General features: G+C 57.3%; 21 protein-coding genes. 10 read left to right on the top strand and 11 right to left on the bottom strand.

The window, feature by feature from the left end; translation table 11 throughout:
* Positions 1 to 43: 43 nt before the first annotated feature.
* Complete coding sequence (galE, locus tag B2S33_RS19765; protein ID WP_288650913.1) at positions 44 to 1,066, top strand: UDP-glucose 4-epimerase GalE; 1,023 nt, start codon at positions 44 to 46, stop codon at positions 1,064 to 1,066.
* 420 nt (positions 1,067 to 1,486) lie between these two features.
* Here the strand turns inward: galE and B2S33_RS19760 are convergent, their stop codons facing one another.
* Positions 1,487 to 2,521, bottom strand: a complete 1,035-nt coding sequence (locus B2S33_RS19760; protein WP_288650912.1) for a hypothetical protein — start codon at positions 2,519 to 2,521, stop codon at positions 1,487 to 1,489.
* A 704-nt stretch (positions 2,522 to 3,225) separates the two neighbouring features.
* Here B2S33_RS19760 and rfbB point away from each other — a divergent pair.
* From rfbB to B2S33_RS19715, 9 genes are all read left to right on the top strand, one after another.
* Positions 3,226 to 4,326 carry a dTDP-glucose 4,6-dehydratase gene (gene rfbB, locus B2S33_RS19755; protein ID WP_288650910.1) on the top strand — a complete coding sequence of 367 codons (1,101 nt, stop codon included), beginning with the start codon at positions 3,226 to 3,228 and terminating at the stop codon, positions 4,324 to 4,326.
* The gene (gene rfbD / locus B2S33_RS19750) at positions 4,323 to 5,228 is read left to right on the top strand and encodes a dTDP-4-dehydrorhamnose reductase (protein WP_288650909.1); all 906 of its coding nucleotides are present in this window, start codon (positions 4,323 to 4,325) and stop codon (positions 5,226 to 5,228) included. The genes rfbB and rfbD overlap by 4 nt, the downstream gene beginning before the upstream one ends.
* An 8-nt stretch (positions 5,229 to 5,236) precedes the next feature.
* The gene (gene rfbA, locus B2S33_RS19745; protein ID WP_288650908.1) at positions 5,237 to 6,118 is read left to right on the top strand and encodes a glucose-1-phosphate thymidylyltransferase RfbA; all 882 of its coding nucleotides are present in this window, start codon (positions 5,237 to 5,239) and stop codon (positions 6,116 to 6,118) included.
* Entirely contained in the window at positions 6,118 to 6,666 is a 549-nt protein-coding gene (rfbC, locus tag B2S33_RS19740) for a dTDP-4-dehydrorhamnose 3,5-epimerase (RefSeq protein ID WP_028687412.1), read from the top strand. Before rfbA ends, rfbC begins: the two co-directional genes overlap by 1 nt.
* A gap of 723 nt (positions 6,667 to 7,389) precedes the next feature.
* The gene (locus tag B2S33_RS19735) at positions 7,390 to 7,653 is read left to right on the top strand and encodes a DUF3077 domain-containing protein (protein WP_288650928.1); all 264 of its coding nucleotides are present in this window, start codon (positions 7,390 to 7,392) and stop codon (positions 7,651 to 7,653) included.
* Positions 7,654 to 8,487: 834 nt separating this feature from the next.
* The gene (locus B2S33_RS19730; RefSeq protein WP_049696416.1) at positions 8,488 to 8,730 is read left to right on the top strand and encodes a hypothetical protein; all 243 of its coding nucleotides are present in this window, start codon (positions 8,488 to 8,490) and stop codon (positions 8,728 to 8,730) included.
* Between the two features lie 89 nt (positions 8,731 to 8,819).
* Positions 8,820 to 9,083, top strand: a complete 264-nt coding sequence (locus B2S33_RS19725; protein ID WP_128610742.1) for a DUF3077 domain-containing protein — start codon at positions 8,820 to 8,822, stop codon at positions 9,081 to 9,083.
* A gap of 136 nt (positions 9,084 to 9,219) precedes the next feature.
* Complete coding sequence (locus B2S33_RS19720) at positions 9,220 to 10,431, top strand: acyltransferase (RefSeq protein ID WP_349681307.1); 1,212 nt, start codon at positions 9,220 to 9,222, stop codon at positions 10,429 to 10,431.
* Between the two features lie 388 nt (positions 10,432 to 10,819).
* Positions 10,820 to 10,951, top strand: a complete 132-nt coding sequence (locus B2S33_RS19715) for a DUF3077 domain-containing protein (protein WP_308811858.1) — start codon at positions 10,820 to 10,822, stop codon at positions 10,949 to 10,951.
* 88 nt (positions 10,952 to 11,039) lie between these two features.
* Here the strand turns inward: B2S33_RS19715 and B2S33_RS19710 are convergent, their stop codons facing one another.
* From B2S33_RS19710 to B2S33_RS19665, 10 genes are all read right to left on the bottom strand, one after another.
* Complete coding sequence (locus B2S33_RS19710) at positions 11,040 to 13,106, bottom strand: ArnT family glycosyltransferase (protein WP_028687409.1); 2,067 nt, start codon at positions 13,104 to 13,106, stop codon at positions 11,040 to 11,042.
* Between the two features lie 57 nt (positions 13,107 to 13,163).
* Positions 13,164 to 13,502, bottom strand: a complete 339-nt coding sequence (locus B2S33_RS19705; protein ID WP_023536240.1) for an EamA family transporter — start codon at positions 13,500 to 13,502, stop codon at positions 13,164 to 13,166.
* Complete coding sequence (locus B2S33_RS19700) at positions 13,499 to 14,542, bottom strand: glycosyltransferase family 2 protein (protein ID WP_080992900.1); 1,044 nt, start codon at positions 14,540 to 14,542, stop codon at positions 13,499 to 13,501. The genes B2S33_RS19705 and B2S33_RS19700 overlap by 4 nt, the downstream gene beginning before the upstream one ends.
* 67 nt (positions 14,543 to 14,609) lie before the next feature.
* On the bottom strand, positions 14,610 to 14,999 hold the full coding sequence (locus B2S33_RS19695; protein WP_023536239.1) for a GtrA family protein: 390 nt from the start codon (positions 14,997 to 14,999) through the stop codon (positions 14,610 to 14,612).
* Positions 14,996 to 15,946: a glycosyltransferase family 2 protein gene (locus B2S33_RS19690; RefSeq protein ID WP_033736971.1), complete on the bottom strand. Its 951-nt coding sequence runs from the start codon at positions 15,944 to 15,946 to the stop codon at positions 14,996 to 14,998. Before B2S33_RS19690 ends, B2S33_RS19695 begins: the two co-directional genes overlap by 4 nt.
* Positions 15,946 to 17,535, bottom strand: coding sequence for a DUF6311 domain-containing protein (locus B2S33_RS19685; RefSeq protein WP_288650907.1), 1,590 nt, complete (start codon positions 17,533 to 17,535; stop codon positions 15,946 to 15,948). The genes B2S33_RS19690 and B2S33_RS19685 overlap by 1 nt, the downstream gene beginning before the upstream one ends.
* Positions 17,536 to 17,616: 81 nt before the next feature.
* Positions 17,617 to 20,142: a glycosyltransferase family 4 protein gene (locus B2S33_RS19680; protein WP_288650906.1), complete on the bottom strand. Its 2,526-nt coding sequence runs from the start codon at positions 20,140 to 20,142 to the stop codon at positions 17,617 to 17,619.
* The gene (locus B2S33_RS19675) at positions 20,142 to 21,530 is read right to left on the bottom strand and encodes a methyltransferase domain-containing protein (protein WP_288650904.1); all 1,389 of its coding nucleotides are present in this window, start codon (positions 21,528 to 21,530) and stop codon (positions 20,142 to 20,144) included. The genes B2S33_RS19680 and B2S33_RS19675 overlap by 1 nt, the downstream gene beginning before the upstream one ends.
* A complete protein-coding gene (locus B2S33_RS19670; RefSeq protein ID WP_288650903.1) occupies positions 21,523 to 22,743 on the bottom strand; it encodes an ABC transporter ATP-binding protein in 1,221 nt (406 codons plus the stop codon). The genes B2S33_RS19675 and B2S33_RS19670 overlap by 8 nt, the downstream gene beginning before the upstream one ends.
* Positions 22,740 to 23,534, bottom strand: a complete 795-nt coding sequence (locus B2S33_RS19665) for an ABC transporter permease (RefSeq protein ID WP_027914255.1) — start codon at positions 23,532 to 23,534, stop codon at positions 22,740 to 22,742. Before B2S33_RS19665 ends, B2S33_RS19670 begins: the two co-directional genes overlap by 4 nt.
* Position 23,535 lies beyond the last annotated feature (1 nt).

Raw genomic sequence — 23,535 nt, 5'->3', positions numbered from 1 at the left:
GCTATAGCCGCTCTGTTAAAGAGCGTCTATTTTTGGAGAAAACATGTCTTCTGCAAAAATTTTGGTTACGGGGGGGGCTGGTTTTATTGGCTCCCACATGTGCACGGCTCTAAGTGAAGCCTCGATTGAATATGTTATTCTTGATGACTTCTCTAATAGTGACGAAGGGGTCATTTATAGACTTGAGGACATTTGCTCACAGAAGATCACCTTTATTGCAGGAAGCTTATTGGACGGAGATCTCCTCGATGAGATTTTTTCTTTACACCAATTTACTGGTGTAATACATTTTGCTGCGAAAAAAGCTGTAGCAGAATCTGTAAGCCTACCTCTAAGTTACTACACGACTAACCTGCAGGGGACGCTAAACCTTATAAATGCCATGGAGCGATTTGATGTAAAGACGCTGGTTTTCTCATCCTCCGCAACCGTTTACAGTGAAACTCACCAGCCACCATATGATGAAAGTTCACCTGTGGGACCTAGTAATCCATATGGTCGCACCAAGTTAATGACCGAACAGATTCTAGCGGACCTAAGTGCAGCAGATTCTTCATGGAGTATTGCGTGTTTGAGATATTTCAATCCCATAGGGGCACACCCTTCGGGCCTTATTGGTGAGAATCCTACCGGCATCCCCAACAATCTTTTACCTTTTATTGCCCAAGTAGCAGAAGGTCGACGGGAAACATTGAACATATATGGCAGTGATTATCCAACTGAGGATGGGACTGGAGTAAGAGATTATATCCACGTAATGGATCTTGCAGCAGGCCATTTAGCGGCGCTCGATTACTTGCAGACTCACACTGGTATGATTACTGTAAATTTAGGTTCAGGCAAAGGCACTTCTGTCTTGAGCATGGTAAAAGCTTTTGAATCAGCTAGCGGTCAGAAAATAAATATCAATCTTACTGAAAGAAGACCTGGCGACTTGCCAGCTACCTGGGCCAATCCGGATAAGGCTAATCACCTTCTATCTTGGAAAACCAGCAAGACTATTCATGACATGTGTACTGATATATGGCGCTGGCAGTGCTTTGCAAAAGCTAACCTAAACCCTTAGGAAGCTCACATCGTAACCCACCGACCGACTATCACATTGAATTCAACAGCATTTAGATTATTTTCCTGCTTTTGAAAACACAATATAGAGCCCGGATATTTAGGCTTCTCTAGAGCACAGAAGAATTCACTGCACACAATGGTAGTCGGTTTGGACGAAACTTTATTAATCTTAAATGACGAGCTTGACATCCATCTCCGAATAAGACTCAACCTCTAGGCTGAGTATTTGGAAAAAATTACAACCCCTGCTTTTTTAGTATTCTATCCATACTCACGTACTTTTAATCCTGTATCTTCTAAGGACTTCACCTCTCGCTTCTCAGCAAATTTGTATCAGAATTACTCAATCTAATACAAGCTTAAGACATTGGGATGCTTTTCCGTAGAACTCCAAAGTTATGCACCCCTTCAGAATATCTTATTCAACGTCAGCCTTGTTTATATCGACCTGCAATATAACAATTCCACCTCGCCGCTTTCGATAAATCTGGTAGATATTGAGGAGAATAACGCTTCCGTCTTGCAAAATTTGCACGCCTTCATTCTCCAAACGGTCCACTGCAAATTTTTTACCCGCCAGCATGTTACTCAATCGATCTGCAGCTATAGTGTAAATCACTCTGCACTTACTATCGTTACTAAAAATAGCTACTCCCTGTGTACTGTACCCTGTGACTGGCCAAGATCTCCTCCAAAATCCACCTATACTCATAACAAACCCGGATTTGAATTTTGCAAACCCCTGGTGCTTTAGCAAGTCCCTTTTTTCTGAATCTCCATATCCTGCTATGCGGGGATCGAAATCTCTAACCCCCTCCCTTATAAAGTTTTCAGCATAAACATTGTACTTTCCTCGCCCAGTTCTGGCCTGCCCACCATCCTCTGGTGCCTCAACATACCACTGCCCTGCAAAGAAACTAAAACTCTGCGCCATGGAAATTTTAGTTATATATTCACCTGCTACTTTTTCAGTCGTTTTAGCATCAGAGGTAAAATTATATACTTTTATCCCCTCTTTCGCTCTAATGTAAGCAGATCTGCTCTTACCATTACTACTACTGACGTACAGTCCTTCTGAGATCACGCCCCCTGTATCTTTCAAATACAAAGTTTTCTTATAGCTTCCAGCAGGCCAATCGTATATTTCTAAAATAGCTTTTTTAGGTAAAGAATCAGTATATCTCAGCAAGTACAGCTCATTGTCCTTCTCATCTATGTAAAAACCTTGGGGGTAGGTAAGTATAGAGCCAAGCTCTCTCGAGACTGAGTCATCATCTGGAGAGTGAAAATCAATGTTAGCGATGACGCTGAAGGCATGAGGTTCCAGCTGGTGTGACTGGTCGCATCCGTAGGTGTTATTTTCCGAGGCCTGTAGCACTGATGTCCATAACACAATACTCCAGCAGACCATCATCACATTAATTATTTTTTTTAACGCCAGCATTGATTTCAACTCAACCTCCGGACTTGAATAAGTTGACAAACTTGCGAACCCGAAGCCGCTCATTCGTTCAAGAGTTACACATTGGCTCTAAACCGTCACGTTTATCCTTATGCGATCACTATCGGAAACCAACCAAACAGGCATAACAGATAAAGACTGAAGCTTGATCAATGACAGATTCTGCCCAATACTATCAATGAAATAATAGCAACATGTCAAATGAAGAAGATAAATTTTCATCTTCATGACTAACCCAGTTCCTCATCAAAAGTATTACTCCATGAAAGTTCATCAGCACAGGACTTATAAAATACCGATCAGCGTGATCACAGCAGATTGCATTGATCTCGCTGTTAATATTTGCAGCAACTTTCACCATGCCTTAAGTGATGGCGCGGCGCCTGTCAATTGGCAAGACATCTCTATTAGTTAGGTTGAATCTACACTTGATATAGCAGCATTGCTACTTAAAAATATTTGGCTGCTGGTTGGCTGAAAAGCGAATTGGCATCAGATTTTTTCTGCTCAATGCGATTGCTAACACGGTATCGTATCAGTTATACCGAGCTGCCCTTGTAGCTATGCTAGTGAAACCTGGGTTATTCTTAGTCAGCGTAACGATTTAGGCAAGCTCATGTAGAACTCTACGTGCTAATCGTTCCCCTTTATCGTCAACGACGCTCCATAACTAAATTTGGACTAGGTGTAAATTAATGATTCTAGTGACAGGCGGAGCCGGTTTTATCGGGTCAAATTTCGTTCTGCAGTGGTGCGCGCATCACGAGGAACCCATCCTCAACCTCGACGCCCTCACCTACGCAGGCAACCTAGCCAACCTGCAGTCCCTTGAAGGCAACACACAGCACCACTTCGTCCAAGGCGACATCTGCGACCCGGCGCTATTGGCCAAGCTGTTCGCCGAGCACCGCCCCCGCGCCGTGGTCCATTTTGCAGCCGAATCTCATGTAGACCGCTCTATTACCGGGCCTGAGGCATTCGTCCAGACCAACGTCATGGGCACCTTTAGATTGCTGGAGGCCGCACGTGCGCACTGGAGCAGTCTGACCGGGCAGGAGAAAGAAGGTTTCCGCTTCCTCCACGTCTCAACAGATGAGGTGTACGGCACACTCGCGCCAAACGATCCGGCGTTCACTGAAACCACACCCTACGCCCCCAACAGCCCCTACTCCGCTAGCAAAGCCGCCAGTGACCACCTGGTGCGTTCCTACTTCCATACCTACGGTATGCCAGTCCTCACCACCAACTGCTCCAACAACTACGGGCCGTTCCACTTCCCCGAAAAACTGATCCCGCTCATGATCGTCAACGCGCTCGCGGGTAAACCGTTGCCGGTCTACGGTGACGGCCAGCAGATTCGGGACTGGTTGTACGTCGAGGACCACTGCTCGGGTATCCGTCGTGTGCTGGAAGCCGGCACCACAGGCGAAACCTACAACATCGGCGGCTGGAACGAGAAAGCCAACATCGATATCGTGCGTACCGTCTGCGGCCTGCTCGATGAACTGGCGCCAGCGTCCGCGCGCAATGTGATCAACCAAAAGACCGGTGCGCCTGTCGGACACTACGCCGAGCTGATCACCTACGTGACAGACCGCCCGGGCCACGACCGCCGTTACGCCATCGATGCACGCAAGATCGAGCGCGAGCTAGGCTGGAAACCTGCGGAAACGTTCGATACCGGCATCCGCAAAACTGTCGCCTGGTACCTTGCCAATCAGGAATGGGTGCAGGGCGTGATGGACGGTTCGTACCGTGATTGGGTGGCTAAGCAATACGGGGCAAATGAAGCGTGAAAATCCTGCTGTTGGGGAAAAACGGGCAAGTAGGCTGGGAGCTGCAGCGGTCTCTTTCGCCGCTCGGTGAAGTTGTCGCACTGGACCGTCAGGGTGACGGCGAGCTCTGTGGCGATTTGAGCCAGTTGGATGCTTTGGCGAGCACAGTTCGTTTGCTCGCGCCTGATGTAGTCGTCAACGCGGCCGCTTATACAGCCGTGGATAAAGCAGAGGGTGATCCTCAGGCAGCAGCGCTTATCAATGCTCAGGCCCCTGCCCTACTGGCGCGTGAAGCCGCTCGCTTGGGCGCTTGGCTGATTCATTACTCCACTGACTACGTGTATGACGGCAGCGGTGATCAGCCTCGGCAAGAAACCGCAGCCACCGGCCCGCTGTCGGTCTATGGCCGTACCAAGCTTGAGGGTGAGCAGGCCATAGAAGCCAGCGGTGCCAAGGCCGTGATCCTGCGCACCAGCTGGGTGTACGCTGCCCGCGGTGATAACTTTGCAAAGACCATGCTGCGTCTTGCCCAGGAGCGGGACGCCTTGAGCGTGGTAGCTGACCAGTTCGGCGCCCCAACCGGTGCTGACCTGATCGCGGACGTTACAGCCCATGTCGTGCGCCAGGTGGTCAACCAGCCCGCGAACGCTCACCTTGCCGGGATCTACCACCTGGCTGCATCGGGTGAAACATGCTGGCACGCTTATGCGCAATTAGTGCTGCAGGACGCGCTTTGCAGGGGCATATCGCTTAAAGTGAACGCTGATCAAGTATCAGCGATCAATACCGACGCTTACCCTGTACCCGCGCCGCGCCCGCGAAATTCGCGGCTGGCACTGGGCAAGCTCGAAAGCGCGTTTAAGTTGAAAATGCCGCCCTGGCAGCAAGGCGTTAAACGTATGCTAGACGAAATCCATAAGTAAGGATTCCCATGGCTCGTAAAGGAATTATTCTGGCCGGCGGCTCAGGCACACGCCTGCACCCCGCGACGCTCTCGGTATCGAAGCAGCTGCTGCCGGTGTATGACAAACCCATGATCTATTACCCGCTGAGCACCCTGCTGCTCGCCGGTATCCGCGACATCCTGATCATTTCAACGCCGCAGGACACCCCACGCTTCGAGCAGTTGCTAGGCGACGGCAGCCAATGGGGCCTGAACCTGTCCTACGCCGTGCAGCCAAGCCCTGATGGCTTGGCTCAGGCATTCACCATCGGCGAGGCCTTCATTGGCAACGACACTTCTGCGCTGGTGCTGGGCGACAACATCTTCTACGGCCACGACTTCCAGTCGCTGCTGTTGAACGCGGGCCAACGCGAAACGGGCGCCTCCGTGTTCGCGTACCACGTCAACGACCCTGAGCGTTATGGTGTAGCCGAATTCAATGAGGCCGGGCGCGTATTGTCGCTGGAAGAAAAGCCAACACAGCCGAAGTCCAACTATGCGGTGACGGGCCTTTACTTCTACGACAACCAAGTGGTCGACCTGGCGCGCAGCTTGAAGCCATCGGCCCGAGGCGAGCTGGAGATCACCGACCTCAACAACCTGTATCTGCAACAAGCGCAGCTGCATGTCGAGATCATGGGCCGTGGCTATGCATGGCTGGACACAGGTACTCACGACAGCCTGCTCGATGCCAGCCAGTACATTGCGACCATGGAGCGCCGCCAAGGGTTGAAGGTGGCATGCCCAGAAGAGATCTGCTTCCGTGCAGGCTGGATTGATGCCGAACAACTCGAGCGCCTGGCCCAGCCATTGCTCAAAAATGGCTACGGCCAGTACCTGCGTAACCTGCTTAGCGAAAAGGTTTTCTGATGCACGCTACCCCTCTGGCCATCCCTGATGTCCTTCTGTTCGCTCCAAAAGTCTTCGGCGATGACCGGGGCTTCTTCTACGAAAGCTTCAACGCCAATGTGTTTGAAGAAGTCACTGGCCTGCGCCCCGATTTCGTTCAGGACAATCACTCTCGATCAGTGAAAGGCGTGCTTCGGGGCCTGCACTACCAGTTGCCCCCTCATGCCCAGGGCAAACTGGTGCGCGTGGTCCAAGGGGAAGTGTTCGACGTGGCGGTCGATATCCGTCGCTCCTCCCCCACTTTCGGCAAATGGGTCGGTGCGGTGCTTTCTGCGGAAAACAAGAATCAGCTGTGGGTCCCGCCAGGGTTCGCGCACGGTTTTGTCACCCTGAGTGAAACCGCTGAATTCTTGTACAAGACCACCGATTTCTACTCGCCTGCCAGTGAGCGGTGCATCGCGTGGGATGACCCGGAAATCGCTATCGAGTGGCCGATTGATTTCAGCCCGAGCTTGTCTGGCAAGGATCAACTCGGCGTGGCGTTGGCTAACGCTGAAGTGTTCGAGTAATCCTGCAACGGGGCCAAGCCGCGTAAGGCTTGGCCTTGTCAGCAACTACAGCCTAAGCAGTTCTGATTGCCCGACACCTAGTCTCGCCATAGTAAGAAACGCTTGCGAGCGATTCACCCGCTTCGATGATTAGAGCGGCCCGCTTTTCCCGGTAAGCGACTGAGTCTGGTGTTAAGCACGCAGGCTTAAGCTTCAGAAAGCAAAAAGATCAGAATCTGCCCCTTCCTTGTAGTCCGTTTCCCAAAGATACTCTGACCCCGCATTTACCATTGCGACCTCTTTTCTACGCTTCTACTCTCAGGGCGTCGTTGCTCATCAACGACACGGCTTTGACAGGTCGTAACGGTATTATGCACACAGCTCGCGTTATGGCGGCTGTACGTGGGGCACGCTTGCGTGCGCCGGAACTTGCATAGTCCGCCGGTCTGTCAACCTACGTACAGCTGCCTCCCTCTGTTTGACAGCAGTCGGGAGGGGGCCCGATTGGAAGGTACTATGCGATGCTTAAGATCGTCCCCGACCCACCGCACCACATCCACTCCCTGGAAGACACCTTGGTTCAGGCCTCGGATCACGCGCTATGCNNGCGCTTCTGCAGGTGCAAAGGCCCAGAGAACCTCGAGCAATGCATTGAAGCCAGCTGGGGCTGTGGTGGGCTGACCATTGCCAAGCAAGGTCGCCCACATGGCAACCCTGGCAGCAAACAAGCAGGGAGACCAATCAATGACCGCACATCAAACCGGCGTTACAGCCGGCAAAACCAAGTTCTATCAAGGCAAGCAGCAAACCGAGCCACTGTTCTGCATCGAACCCGGCATCCCGTGTGAGCACGCCCGTGCTCAAGCCTCTGAGCTGATGGGTTACGCGCAGGAGCTGACCATCAGTGGCTTGATGGACGAAAACCCGAAGTTGATATGGGCTGCGTATTATCTGGGTGCACTGGCCAAAACGCTGATGGATGATGCGGAGGCAGGCATGGCGAGCTGAGCAGCGTGCCCACCCGGCAGTCAGTGTTTGTAGATTCCTCGGTCACCAACGGAAAGTAATCCTGGGATGGCAAAACCTTAAGAAGTCTCGGACGAAGATTTAGCGGTGTGTTAACAGGTTCGGGATCGACGAAATAACAGAGCACTGGGGCGAATGCTCGAGCGCTTATACCTGAGGCTGACGCACTTAAAACCTCGACCGAGCCGATTGACGGTGCTGGTGTGATGATCCCTCAGAAACTGAACGGGCTACTCGACGGTTTCGAAGTCGTCGCTTCCATGCGGATAAAAGGATCGATCTTGGAATGAGGAACGCCGAGGAGCTTGGCTCGAATCCGCGTCGCTCCTGGTGCAGAAGAACGCTCAGCTTCGGACGTTGCAAAGCGCAGACAGACGATGCCGAGCTTCTGCGATCACCGGCTTAACAGACCTTGTTAGAGGCTTCCGTTACTTTCCAGTTTTTACCTTCATAACTCTTCAGCGCAGACGCTTGAATCTATTCTCAAGCACCTGAGCTGCGCACCTCTGAAAGCAGAAAAATCAGAATCTACCCCTTCCCTGTAGTCCATTTCCCAAAGATACTCATCCTCCCTATTTTCCGTTGCGGCCATTCTGGAAGCGACCTAGTCTCGCCCTGTCGTTGGCTATCAACGGCACGGCTTTGACAGGCCGTCACGGTACATAGAAATCAGCTCGTCCTTGATGGCGGCTGTACGTGCGGGCACGCTTGCGTGCGCCGGAACTTGCTATGTCCGCCGGTCTGTCAACCCACGTACAGCTGCCACCCACTTGTTTGACAGCAAGAGGCGGCCGCACTGATCAAAGGACATACGCGATGCTTAAGATCGTCCCCGACCCACCGCACCACATCCACTCCCTGGAAGACACCCTGATTCAAGCCTCGGATCACGCGCTATGCGCCGCAACCGTCGCCCATCAGGCCTTGCTGCTACAGCCCAGATCTCCGACATCTATTCTGATCATGACGTCTTTGCATGAACTCGAGGCGCTGCGGGCATTGCTGGAGTCGGCGCTTCTGCAGGTGCAAAGGCCCAGAGAACCTCGAGCAATGCATTGAAGCCAGCTGGGGCTGTGGTGGGCTGACCATTGCCAAGCAAGGTCGCCCGCATTGCAGCCCTGGCAGCAAACAGGCAGGGAGATCAATCAATGACCGCACATCACACCGGCGTCACCGCCGGCAAAACCAAGTTCTACCAAGGCAAACAGCAAACCGAGCCACTGTTCTGCATCGAACCCGGCATACCGTGTGAGCACGCCCGTGCTCAAGCCTCTGAACTGATGGGGTACGCGCAGGAGCTGACCATCAGTGGCTTGATGGACGAAAACCCGAAGCTGGTGTGGGCTGCATACTATCTGGGTGCGCTGGCCAAAACGCTGATGGACGATGCTGAGGCTGGCTTGGCGAGCTGAGCGCAGGCCATACCCATAGCACCCAATCGCGCTGTCTGGGGATTCTTCGCACACACGCTCATTGGGTGCTCTATCCCAAGCCAGCGTATACTCCGCCCCCGGCAGGGAGGGCTCATGATCATGGTCATAGGCCCAGGTGGCAGCGTTCAGCGTTAGTACACAATTTGAAAGCGCCAGTGACCGCAATGCCGGACTCAGTTTTGGCTGGATCAACGTTTACCTTCCTTACCTCCTTTATCAAGCAGCACACATGACTCTTTCTAACCCCAGTAATCGGCTCTATACGTTGGATGTACTGCGTGGCCTGGCTGCCTTGTGTGTCGTGTTCTGGCATTGGCAGCACTTCTTCTACGTGGGTAGCGCCGCCCATGACTTCGACCCAGCACAGCAACCGTTCTTCAGCACGTTTGAAATGCTGTATCGGCATGGCAACCTGGCTGTGCAGCTGTTCTTCACGTTATCGGGGTTCGTTTTCTACTGGTTGTTCGCAAACGGCATCAGCTGTCGCTCGTTGACGGTGTCACGTTTTGCCCAGGACAGGTTTAGCAGGCTCTACCCTTTGCACATCGTCACGTTCATGGCTGTCGTGGCCCTGCAATGGGCCTATCTCAGCAGCCACGGCACCTATTTCGTCTATCCATTCAATGACGTCTATCACGCGGTGCTGAATATTTTGATGGTGCCGGCCTGGGGCTTGGAAAAGGGTTGGTCCTTCAACGCGCCTGTGTGGTCGGTGTCGGTGGAAGTGTTGCTCTACGCGATCTTCTTCATCATCTGCCTGACCAAGCGCTGGAAATGGCCATTGACCCTGGCGGCCATCGCGATTGGCAGCTTCCTTTATCCAGACATCTACAAACTGGGTAGTGGTCTGGTGTGCTTTTTCGTCGGTGGCATGACCTATGGCGTGCTGACGTGGGTGCGCCGGTATCTGGGCGATGGGGGTGCGCTGCTCATCACAGGCCCACTGTGTCTGGTGGCCTGGATCTGGCTTTTGAAAACACCTGCCGGGCTGAACAACCCGTTGCTGCTTTACGTGTGCTACCCATTACTTATTGCCGCACTGGCGGCCGCGGGCTCGCGCTGGCCCGGTCTGGCGCGGCGCTGGGCGTGGCTGGGCGACATTAGTTACTCGTCCTACCTCACTCATTTCCCATTGCAGATCATATTCGCCATGGCCTTCGACGCATTGGCGCTTTCACGAGCAGTGTTCTATCAAGGGTGGGTGATGGTGCTGTTTTTTGCTGTACTCATACCCCTGAGCCTTGCCACCCATCGGTACTTGGAGCGCCCCGCCCAAGCTTGGCTGCGACAGCGAGAGCGGCAGGTTTCTGCATTAACACCTAACTAACCCAACCGGTCCCCTTCTGGAGCAGATCAGCGTTTCATCGCACCGTTCGATTCGCCTGCACCACGCTTAACTGCCGGTTTTGTATTTTTCCGAGGGCGTGGGTACCGCCGCAGCCGGCCTATTGATCGGAATTTACGCCTTTCCTGTAGCCCATTTCCCAAACACAATCCCATCGCCTTTTTTCGATTGCCGTTGTTCAGGCGCAGCCCTAGTCTCACCCCGTCGTTGCTCATCAACGACCGGCTTTGGCAGGCTGTTTCGACAAAAAGGTAGTGTCACCCTTATGGTGGCTGTGCGTGGGGCACGTTCGCGTGCGCCGGGTAAGTTCCTCTGTCGACCGGTCTGTCAACCCACGTACAGCTGCCACCCATTTGTTTGACAGCACTAGGTGTCGGCCTCGTCGAAGCTGACCATCAGCGGCTTGATGGACGAAAACCCGAAATTGGTATGGGCTGCGTACTACCTGGGCGCACTGGCCAAGACGTTGATGGACGATGCTGACGCTGGCATGGCGAACTGAGCGGCGGGTTGTTGATTCGGCAAGGTGCTCACTGCCCTGCCCTGACGGTACCTATCGATCCAAGCGCATAGGTACCGTCACAGCACTGCTATTTGTCTTCCCGAATCACAATCTGCCGTAGCCCAATCCCCAACATGCGCTTGTCGCCACTGATACCCAGCTGCTCGGGCGAAGTGGCCTGGGGTACCTTGATGGTCAGCTTGCTGACTTCATCGGGGTTGTCGATCTTCAAGCTATACGGTTCCACTTCACCGCTCAGCTTCAGCGGATAGCGGCGATCATCTACCTTCACTTCAAAGGTGCGGCCCTGGTTGGGGCCAAACGCCTTGGCGTTGATTTCCAGCGTGAAGGTTTTGGGCAGCGGCCGTGAGAACTGCAACGTCACGGTGTCACCTTCGGACCAGGCGCCCCAGCTTTCGGCATGGGACAGGCCGCGCAACGTGTCTACCGACTCGGTGTGGATGTTTGAGCGGAAATCGAGCAGCAGCGGGTTGTCCTTGGGCAGCTTTCTGGCCAACGAGAAGCCATTGAGCTTGAGGACCTTGAAGTCGCCTTTGGCAAACTCGACATCCCCTACTACCAGGATCCATCTCTTGTCAGCCGGCGACTGGTCGGCGGTGTAGATTTCGCCTGGCTTATACGACAAGTCCGGGCCTGCGTTCAAATCTTCCACCCAGTACAGTGCCCGCAGAATCGAGGCCGGGTTATCCCCTACCACCAGCAGATGTGGACGCTCGCTGACGGGCAGGTATTGACGCGCGAACATCCCGGCCTTGTCATACACGTCTGCATGCCTGCGTTCGAGCAGCGACATGCTGGCGTATACCGTACTGACCAGAATGGAAAGCGGCAGGAAGACGAACACGAACAGCTGCAAGCCCTTGCGCGGCTTTGCACACCACAGCATCAAGCTGATCAGCGAGAGCCCTGCGAGTACGTAGAAGGCCCGATTACCAGCGGTAAAGCCGCGCAGCTCAGGGTTATCGATAAAGCTCAGGGTAAACGGGTACATGCGCGTGATGCCGGCATACACCACAGCGCCCATCACCACGATCGCCACGCCCCAGCGCACGTAACGGTGCGCCGTGAGCCGGGCCCCCGCCAGTTCAGCACCGGCGGCGATGAACAGCAACGGGAACAGGAAGTCGTAGTAGCGCATGTGCAGGCGCAACGCGGTTTCGACGGCGTTGGTGCCGGCCACGGATGCCGAGAACAACGCCACCACGGCGATCAGGTTCAGCAGCAGGAACAGGGTGAAGAAGGCAAACTTCCCATCCTCGCCGATGGCGCGAGTTCGCAATGTGGCGATGCTGGTGGTGATGATGATCGCCAAGGCGCAGCCGAACATGACGGCATTGCCCAGCAGGTGCCCGGCCGCAATGGTCGGCGCCGCTTTAAGGATGGCCAGGTACCGGTCGATGCTGGAGGCGCTGGACTCAAGGGTGGTGGCGTAGAAGTTGCCGAACAGCGTCAGGCCTGCCTTGCCGGCGACCAGGTAGCTGAAGCCAAATTTGGTCAGCAACATGACGCCGACGAACACAGCGGCGTTTTTTACCGCCGTCACGAACCAGCGGTCCTGGTCTTTGTAGGCAAAGTAGGCAATGCACAGGCAGAAGGCTGGGATGACGAACAGCGCATGCGGCTTGACCAGGGACGAACACCCCATCAGCACGCCGAGCAGCGCCCAGCGTTGCCAAGGCGCGTTAGAGGCCAGGGTCAGAAAGTACCAGGCGCTGATCCAGAACGTCAGGTAGAACAACGCTTCAGGCATGAAGTACGTGGTGTAGCCGTTGATCGGCCCGAGCATGCTCAGGGCCACGATCAACACCGACACCCGCGCACTGCAATACCGGCGTGCCACCATGAAGATGAACGGCGAGGCCAGCACGAAGAACAGGGCATTGAGCAGCTTGGTACAACCCACGAACCCGTCGCCACACATCAACGTGGACTTGTAGATGCTCAGGTACAGGTAGTTGGGTATCGATGCGCTCGACAGCGGCAGCACGCGTGCCATCGAGCTGTAGGTGTATTCATCCCCGAAGACGGTTGGGTAGATACCGCTTGAACGCATCATCAGCAGCACGAAGGCCAGTGCCATGATTGCCGCGACTGCCACGGTCGCGTTCAGCTGCGACCTTTCTATCAACTTCATACTGCCCTATCCCTTCTACTGCTCTTCATTTCCACAACCTGCTGCATGTGCGCCCGATCAGGACTTAACGGCCAGTACGATGCCGAACATGATGAATGCGACGCCGATGAAGTACTGGACCTGGAACCGCTCACCCAAGATGAAGTGGCTGCCGATGGGCACCAGCACGAAGGCCAATGCCATCAGCGGGTAGGCTTTGCCCAGTTCGATCTTTTGCAGCACCCACACCCAGGCGATGGTGGTCACACCGTACAGTGCGAACGCAGAACCCAGAATCATCAGGGTCTTGAGGTCGAAGATGGTGCCGGCGCGCTGCAGCGCACTGGCGCTGAGCTTGAACATGATCTGGCCGGTCGCGATACCCACGACGCATAGAATTGCAATGGCATACATCATGGGCGCTTACCTGCCTTGAACTTGGACTTCAACCGCGATAGGTGGAACGGCCTTCTGGGGACGGAGGCGATGTCCTGCCCCAGGAAGGCGAGGATCAGTTGGATACCCAGGAATATCGGCAAGGCAGACAGCATCACGGTGCCGGCAGAGTTGGCGACGCCGGTATAGATGGACGAAGCCCAGTGAGACAGGCCGAAGACCAGACCCCATATCAGCAACAGCAGGCCAGCCGGCAGCTCCAGGGACGCCAGCGACATGTCGCGCAGGTAGTAGTTGTAGAAGATCCGCTTGCCGAAGTTGCGCACGTGCTTGGCCAGGAACTCGCCCACGATCTTGGAAATCTTCAGGTTGCTGACTTCATCGCCGTACTTGGCGTCCATGGGCACATCCACCACCACCGCGCGCAGGGTATTGAGCCGGAACAGGATGTCGGTCTCGAAGAAGTAGCGACGGCTGATCTTGGCGAACGGCAGGTGGCGGGCGACGTCACGGTGGATGGCCGTGTAGCCATTGGTGGGGTCGAACAGGTCCCAGTAACCGGACGAGAACTTGGTCATGAAGGACAGGACAGCGTTGCCGAACAGGCGAATCTTGGGCATTGCCCGAATTTCTTCCAGATCGTAGAACCGGTTGCCCTTGGTGTAGTCGGCCGTGCCCTCAAGAATGGGCGTGACGAAGTTCATCAGCAGGCCTGGGTCCATCTGGCCATCCCCGTCGATCTTGACGATGATGTCCATGCCGTCCTGGATAGCCGCCTGGTAGCCAGTCATGACCGCACCGCCCACGCCCTGGTTTTCCGGGTTGCGCAGCACCACTACACGCGGGTCGGTGGCGTGTTCCTCGACATAACGGCCGGAGCCTTCCGGGCAGCAATCATCGACGACGTAGATGCGCTCGACTTCCGGGCCAATATCGGCAATGACGCCCAGGATGTGCGCGGTCACTTTGTAGGAAGGGATCACCACCGCAATGCTGGTCGCGCGATCTTCGCAAGGTTGTACGCTGCCAGGCGAAAGGTGTTCTTGCTGGCCAATTGTCATAGTTTGAGTCCTGTTACGTATTCCAAAAAATAGTCATTGCGGTGGGCGTGGCGGCAGGGTGGCGTTTTCATGACTTGGCCGGGGCGAATGCCCAGAGCTTCATCACCATGAAGTTGAGCACTGGCACGATGAAGACCACCATCACCAGGCCCACGCCATAGTGCCAACCCATGTATTCGACCCACGAGGTGATGAGCAGCGTCAGGCCCAGTGACACGAGTGAGACCAGCAAGAAGCGCCGGTATCCCAGCCAACTCATCGGCACACGGAAGGTGAACCGGCTGTTGATGCAGTAGGACATCAGGTTGGCCACGATGAATGCACACGCGTTGGCCACGGCTGCCGGCGGCGCCAGGGTTTCCATCAGCAAAATCACCACGCCGGCATGCACCGCCGTGTTGGCCACGCCGACCAAGGCAAAACGCAGAAACTGGTAGTACTTGCCCGGAATGATCATCGGTCGGTCTTGACCACTTCGCGCACGATGTACACGGGCCGGCGCTTGGATTCGACGAAGATCCGCCCGACATACTCCCCAAGCACCCCTATGCCGATCAGCTGCACGCCGCTGGCGAACAGGATGGTGATCATCAACGAGGCATAGCCGGGCGTATCGGCGCCAAAGCACAGGGTCTTGATCAGCAGGTAAACCGCATACACAAAGGCCATGGCCGATACCGCACAGCCCAGGTAAGTCCATATGCGCAAGGGGGCCGAGCTGTAGCTGGTGATGCCTTCGATGGCAAAATTCCAGAGTTTCCAGGTGTTGAAGCTGGTCTTGCCGGTGCTGCGTGGCGCCACCTGGTATTCGATGGTGGCGGTGCGAAAACCTACCCAGGCAAACAGCCCCTTCATGAAGCGACGGTTTTCAGGAAGCCTTTTTAGCGCCTCGACGACCTTGCGGTCCATCAAGCGAAAATCGCCCACGTCCGCGGGTATGTGGATGTCCGAGATGGAGTTGTGCAGTTTGTAGAACCCGTTGGCGGTGAACTTCTGCACCGCATGGTCGGTGCGCCGATCCACGCGCTTGGCCAGCACCACTTCGGCGCCCTCCTCCCATTTGGCAACGAGCTCCAGCACCACTTCGGGGGGATGCTGAAGGTCGGAGTCGATGGGCACGACTGCATCGCCGGTCGCAAAGTCCAGGCCAGCTGAAAGCGCGGCTTCTTTCCCAAAGTTGCGTGACAGGTCAACGACCGTTACGTACGGGTAAGCCGCCTGGGCCTTGAGCAGTTCTTCGTAGGTCTGGTCCCTGCTGCCGTCATTGATCGCGATGACCTCGAAGTCATAGCGATCGGCCAACGCCTTTGACAGGGCGTCCACACGCTCGAAGAACGCGCAAACACCGCGCTCTTCGTTGTAGAACGGTGAGATCAGCGACAACAAGCGCCTGGGCTGGCTCATCAGTGGCGCTCCTTGTCCACGTCAAACTTGCACACATGGGCGTAATCCAGTTCGGTGCACTGGGGCTGATGGTCGGCTGGGAACAGCGCCAGCACCTGGCCCACTTCAGGGAAATCGCCCTTGACGAATACATACAGGGAGTGGCGCGCATCGGAGCCTGCAATTTCGGCCTGGGTGCTTTCCACTGCACAGTTGGAGTTGGCGCGTGCCACGTAGCCGGTGTTGATCTTGAGCCCGTGTTCGACGGCATACCGCATGGTCGGCATCAGCGTACTGAGGATCATGTCCGAGCGCCCGCAGCGGAACTTGGGGAAGAAATACAGATACTGAATGCCATCGGCTATCTGGGCGTCCCACGCAGCCTGGGTCAGGATTGGTGTTGCCGGGCGCTTGGCGCCATCGATCAAGCGGTGGCGCTGGATGGACATGTCCGCCACCTGCACCACGATCAACACCAACATCGCCAGCGCGAAAACGCGTTTGGGCAGCCTGCGGTACAGCAACACGATGGCCGCGATGGTCAGCGCATACCCTACAGGCCAGAAGAACCGGCCAGAGGCCCGGAACTGCGTAGTGATGGCCTCCATGAACGCGGGGTAATGCAGCACCAGCACCTGGTGGGTGCCCCAGTAGATGCTGTCGGAAAGTGCATACAGGGTGAGCCCAAGCATCACCAGCACCAGCGGCCAGTTGTCCGCCGCCCACCTCACTGCCCTGCGCCCGCCCAGTACCAGGCCGGCCAGCAACCCCAGCAAGACACCCAGGCCCAGGTAATTGAAGCCTTCGTATTGCCCCGGCATTTCGGCGTTTTCGATGGGGAAGAACGTACCCCCTGAAAACGGTGCCAGCAGGTTCATGGAAAACGTGCCGAAACCGGTTTCCTTGGCCACGTTCGTGGAGTCCATGGGGAACACGGTCACCCATAGGCTGGCGCCGATGATCAGGAACGGCAACAACGCCCGAGGCACGTCCACCCAGCGGTAGTGCCGTGGCTTGGCCAGCCAGTTGGCGACATAAATGGCGCTCGCCATCACGCACAGGTAGATGTTGATGTAGAAGCCGGCCACCAACAATGCTGTCCAGCCTGCCACGGGCACCTGCCCCAGGCGCTGCCCACGCAAGTAGAGCGCGATGGCTGCCAGCAGGATCCAGTGCGTCATCAGCGAGATATGGGTCACACGCGCTGTAAAGGCCGGGAAGATCAGCAGGCACACCACCAGCGCCACCAGTGCCAGCCAGGACTTGACCTCAAGCTCGCGCAGTATCCACCAGCCACACACGGCCTGGCCCAGGAATGCTAGGCCCACCCACACGCCGTAGGGGTTGAACGGTGCGTATGACGCGGGCACCACCAGTTTCAGGATAAGCGCATACAGCGGAATGGTGTCCATGAACGTCGCGCGCGTGCCCTGCGGGTAATTGATGCTGTCGAATGCCAGCAGCGGATACCCGAAAGGCGCACTGAAGAACGCGTGGAAGCCAGAGATGTATTGCGTAACGTCGTCGACTTCCGACTGCCAGTACGACGATGTACCGGCGATGAACCCCGAAGGAAAATGATGCCACACGAACCAGACGGCGATAGCCAACGCTAACGCCAGGCCCGTCCTCCCCGTGGAACCCAACCTTGAACTCATTGCAAACGCCCCAGTGTGTGTTTTATAGGCGCGTTAGAACGCGCACTTATCGATTGCAGCCACCAGCTGTTGTGCGCTGGCTTTCCATGTCAACCATGGCATTTCGGTGGATTGAGGGTGTTCGCCCTTTTCGAACAACCCCAGCCATTGCTTGATCTTCTCGGCAATTTCTTCTGTGTGCGTGCCTTCGAAGTACCAGGCGTGATCACCGGCCACTTCCCTGAATACCGCAAGGTCCCGGGCGATGATTGGCAGTTTGTGCTGCGCGGCCTCGATCAGCGGCAAGCCGAAGCCTTCACCGTAGGAGCCGGCCACCAGGCAGTCGGACTCCTGGTACAGGTGCTCCAGGTATTCGTCGCTGGCACCGGAGAGCCACAACAGCCGCTTGCCGCGCTCGGCGTGGTGCTCGAGCTTGCGCGCCAGTTCATCGACCAGCCAGCCATGCTTGCCCACGATCACGAGATTGGCTTGTACCCCATCGGCCCATAGCTGTTCAAACGCCTCTAGCGTTTGTGCATGCCCTTTACGGGGTTCCAGCGTACCTACCATCAGGAAGGTAGGGTTGTCTTCCAGCGCCTCCAGGCGCATGGCCGGGTCTTCCGGGAAGCCCAGCGATGGCACGGACTGGTCAAGGTCGGCGCCCAGGTGGAAGGCGCCAATGTGGAACGGGCGCTTGCGTGCAGGCATGTGCTCCAGGTACCAGTCATTGAGCTCATCAGCCACGGCTTGGGAAATGCAGATGGCGCCGTCGTATTCAGCCACCGTCCGTATCCATTTCGCATAGTGTTCGTGCAGGCTTTCGACGAAACAGTGCGGCAGTTGCAGGATCAGCAAGTCGTAGACCACGAACAGGATGCTGACGCCGTGGTCACGCATGGCGTTGAAGTAGGCCTTCTTGTGCGGCAGCACATCCATCAACAGGTCCAGGCCCAGGTACACGTCGCCAGCACGGTAGCTGATGACTTCGTCCTGCAAGGCATCGTTCGGCTCCTGGCCCAGGAACTTGGCGGTGAACGCCGACGCTTCACGGTAGTACGGCTCTGCAGGCGTGGTGTACACCGGTACGACCTTGTAGGTCGAAGGCGGATTGACCAGCCATTCCAGCAGAATGCTGCGCACCACGCGCTGGATGCCGCTCTTGCCGTCGTGCTTGCACAGCTCCGAAATGTCGACGAACAGGCTTGGTACATCCGTAGGCGGTTGCACGGAGTAATCAACGGCCTTGGCCAGGCGCTCGACGCTGACCTCACCGTTTTGCAGCGGCGCACTGGCACTGAGGGTTTCGATCAACTGCTGCAGGTGGTCACGCGGCTGCTCGATGTGCGCCTGGTCGGCCTGGCGCTGGGCCATGGCGTGTTCGAAGGCCTCGAGGGCGGCCTGCCCTGTACGGTCCCACGAGAAATGCTCGGCGCGGTCTGCCCCGTGAACGGCCAGGGCCTTGCGGAAGGCGTCGTCCAGCAGGGCTTGCTCGAGCTTGCTGGCAATCGCCGCTGGATCGTGTGGGTCGAAGGTTGCCTCATCCCAGCCAATGACCTCCGGTACGCTGGAGGCGTTGGCACCGATCACGGGCGCGCCACATTTCATGGCCTCCAGCGGCGGCAGCCCGAAGCCTTCGTGCCAGGACGGGAATACGTAGAGCTCGCAGATGCTGTACAGGCTGCGCAGCTCGGCATCGCTGACGAAACCGGTGAATGCCAGGTCGTCCGGGGCCAGTCCCTGGTCACGGGCATGCTGACGGTACAGGTCCACGTGGTATTGCGGCATCTTGCCGGCGAATACCAGTTGGGTCTCACCCAGCTTGGGTTTGACGGCTGCGAAGGCCTCGATCAGGCGAGGCAGGTTCTTGCGCTCGTCGGCGCCACCGGTGTACAGCACGAACGGTTCGCGCAGGCCGAATTTCTCAAGCAGCGCCAGACGCTCTTCGTGGGCGAGCGTGACCGGGTAGAAGACGTCATCGGCAGCGGTGGATACGTTGACGACTTTCGCCTCATCCAGCGGCAGCAGGGAGAGTGCTTCCTGACGCGCGAAGTCCGAGATCGACAGCAGCAGATCGTACTGCTGGAATGCGCCGACCTTGGCCAGGTAGTGGCTTTTGTAGGCCGGGTTGCCGTCGAGGTACTGCTTGGGGCTTACCAGCGGGATCAGGTCATAGAGCGTGGCGCTGACCAGCGCATCATGGTGCAGCGTGGCACTGCCGATCACCGCGTCATCGATGTAGCCTTCCACCGAGCTGGTCACGTGGATCACGTCCGGCTCGAGCGCGTCGATGCAGGCCTGGCGCATGTGTTCGGCCGTCTGGCGACGCGCCAGGTTGTTCGGGTGGCTGTCGGCAACGGGGCCTTCGGCGTACCACACGCGGATATGGCTCTGAGGCAACAAGCCGATGAACGCGGTGCGGATGGGCTCGATGCTCTCGTGCAGCATGCCGTTGAGCACAAGATAGACTTCGTGTTCGCCGCGGTTGCGCACGATGCTCTGGGCAAACGCCATGCTGTAGCGGCCAATCCCTCTGAAACGGCTTTCGGTCTGCGCGCCCTGCATGTCAATTACGATACGCATTACTTCTGGCCCTTCGTCACGGCAGCACGGAGCGCGCTTTCGATCTGGCGCCCCCGTGGGGTCAATGGAGCATGGTCGATCAAACCGTGCTGTGGGTCGTTGGCCTCTACAGGCACTGCAGGCGCTGGCACCTTCAACAGGTCACGCAACACGCCAGTAAGCCAGGGGCTGCGTTGAACCAGGGCCCTGACCTTGCGCTCGACGGCAGGGCGACGGGCCAGCCACAGCCGTGCATGGGGCGCGACGCGGCGCAGGGTGTGCTTGGCGGTTGTTGCGGCGCTGCGAGGGTGCTTGACCAGGTGGCCCAGCTTGCGCACGGGCGTGGTCGCGCGCCACACGGTGCTGCTCTGGAATGTGGTCAACTGCTGTTCGAGCGCGGTGGCGCGCAGGTACCAGTGGTGGGCGTTGCTCAGCGAGGTGTTCATCTCGAGTTGCAGCCGTTCGGCCTGCTCGCGTGCCTGGGCCAGTGCGTGCTGGGCATGCTCGCGCTCGTTGTCCAGTTGAGCTTGCAAGCGCTCGCGCTCTTGCGCAAACCCTGCCTCGAGCAATTGCACGCGCTCGGCTTGTTCGGCTTTCAGGGAGCCGAGCAGGTCATGTACTTCGGTTGCCATCTGATTCTCTAGGGTATTCAACCGGCCCTCCAGGGCCTGGTCATAACGCGAGGCCAATTCGTCCAGCGCTACGCCATACACCTGCTCGAACGGTGCGTCGAACGCGGCCAGTACGTCGGCAGGTGCCTGCTTCTGCGCCACCACGGCGTAATCCGGGCTGGTGCCGGCCAGCACGTCCATCACGCCCAGCTTGCGCTCCGGCTCGCGCAGGTCCGGCGCTTCTTGCAGGCGCAGGACCTTGGAGCGGGCAAAGCCCTTGAACTCGGTCAAGAACGACAGCAGCAGGCTGGGGATCGGGCGGTCATGGGTGGGGTCGACGAAGAAATTGTTGGTGCCGACCACTACGTTTTCAGCGTTGGGCGTTTCCAGGATCAGCAAGCCGCCGGGTTGCAGCACCCGCATGGCTTCGCCAACCATTTCTTCCAGCACGGCAAAGGGAATGTGCTCGGCGATGTGAAAGCCGCTGACGGCGATCAGGCTGGCATCGGGCAACTGGCGCAGCGCGTTGAGCGCATCGTCGGTGCGCACCGGCAGGCCCAGTTCGCGGCAGGCTTCGAGCATGCCTTCGTCCAGGTCCACACCGCTGGCGTCATAGCCTTCACGAATCAGCATTTCCAGCCACTCGCCACGGCCGCAGCCTACGTCCAGCACGCCCGCCTGGGGGTACAGGTCTTTGAGCGGCGCCAGAAACGGCAGGTAGACTTCGAGGCGGCTGGCGATCAGCGCCCGGGAGCCACGATGGCGGTCTTCGAACGCCCGGTAGAATCGACTATCCATTACTGCACTCCACGGTCGGAGGTATCCAGGCAAGGCCTACGAACGTACTTTCCGAAACGTTGACGACGTTGAACACCAAGGCCAGGTCGCGCCACTCGTAGTTGTCCACCACGTGGGCATCGGCCGCATGCAGCGCGACGGCGACGGAATAAGAACCCACGCCCAGGTTGGCGGGGAAGCGGAAACGGTACGACAGCTGCGTGCCCTGGGCGAGGTCCTTGCGGGCACACCCTAGGTGGTGGGTGTTGGTGCCGTATACGTCCTGGCCCAGGCGGTCCTTGATCACATAGCCCACCACCAGTTCGGGCAACGGGGCGTTGATGGCCACGTCCACGGTCAGGCAGACGTCCTCGCCCACGGTCACGTATTCGGCGGCAGCGCCCTGGGCGTTGAGCAGCGAGACACCTGCGATGCTGGCCTTGCCACTGCCCGAGCGGGTTTGCACTGCGCCGTTCTCGAGGGTTTGCACTTCGACGGTGGCGTTTTCTTTCTGGGCGATCAGGGCGTTGTAGTAATCCATCACCTCTTCAGGTGGCCCGTCCTTGATGACGGTGCCGCCGTCCAGCAGGATCGCCCGGTTGCACAGGGCCTGAATGGCGGCGCGGTCGTGGGACACGATCAGCAGCGTGGTGCCAGCCTGCTGGAATTCCTTGATGCGGCCAAAGCTCTTGTGCTGGAAGTAGCTGTCACCCACCGACAAGGCTTCGTCGATGATCAGGATTTCGGGGCGGAATGCCGTGGCGACGGCAAAGGCCACACGCATCTGCATACCGCTGGAATAGGTGCGCACGGTCTGGTCGAAGTACTCGCCAATTTCGGCGAACGCCTCGATGTCGTCGATCACGCCGTCGATCTGGTCGGTGGTAAAGCCCATCAGGCCGGCGGCGTGGTAGGCATTCTGACGCCCGCTCAACTCGGCGTTGAAGCCCATGCCCAGCTCGAGGATGGCGGCGATGCGGCCGTTGACGCGCACGGTGCCTTCGCTGGGTTGCAGGGTGCCGGTGATCATTTTCAGCAGCGTGGACTTGCCCGCGCCGTTCTGCCCCACCAGGCCGATGGATTCACCGGCCTCGATGTTGAAGCTGATGTGCTTGAGCACCCAATGCTCGCTGCTGGCCTTGACCGGCAAGTAGCACCAGCGCGCGATGCGCTGCCATTCGGAGCGGTAGCTGCGGTAGGCCTTGCCTACGTTGCTGACGGACAGAAGTGTCATAGCGAGTCCACCATTTCGGCAGAAGCCCTGCGGAACAGGAACAGCCCCAGTACCATCAGGCCCAGGGCAATGGCGACCGTGACGCCCAGTTCGGCGATGTTCGGCGCAAGCTTGTAGACCAGCGCGTTGTGATAGCCGGTGACGATGGCATACATCGGGTTGATGTCCAGGGTGCCCTTGAGGTAGTCGGGCACGATGTTGACCGAGTACACGATCGGCGTGAACCAGAACCATACCTGCATGATGATCGGCACCACCTGACCAATGTCACGCAAGAACACGTTCAGTACACCCAGCACCAGGCCCAGGCCGACGGCGAAGGCCACCACCACCAGGGTCAGGGGCAGCAGCCACAGCATCTGCGCGTTGGGCGCATGGCCCAGCAAGGCGAAGATGATCATGGCGGCGATGAACAGCAACAGGTTGTTGAGCAGGCACGACCCCACCACGATCACCGGCAGCGCAATGCGCGGAAAGCGCATCTTCTTCATCAGGTTGCCCTGTTCGATGAACACCGTGAGGCAGCGCCCGACGATTTCCGCGAACAGGTTCCAGGCCAGGATGCCGGCAATCAGGTACAGCGCGTAGGCGTACTTGTTGTCGATGCCGGGCAGGCGCGCGCCCAGCACGTTGGACAGGATCAACGCGTAGATGGCCACCTGGGCCAGGGGGTGGATGATCATCCACAGGCCGCCTAGCTTGCTGCGGGCAAAGCGCGAGATGAACTCGTTCTTGATGGAGGTGAGGATGAAGCCCCGGTAATCCCAGACGCCCCGAAACATGCCTAACATA

It is taken from the genome of Pseudomonas sp. UBA5568, assembly GCF_002425525.1.
GTDB lineage: Bacteria > Pseudomonadota > Gammaproteobacteria > Pseudomonadales > Pseudomonadaceae > Aquipseudomonas > Aquipseudomonas fulva.
This window is presented reverse-complemented; position numbering and strand designations above follow the sequence as displayed.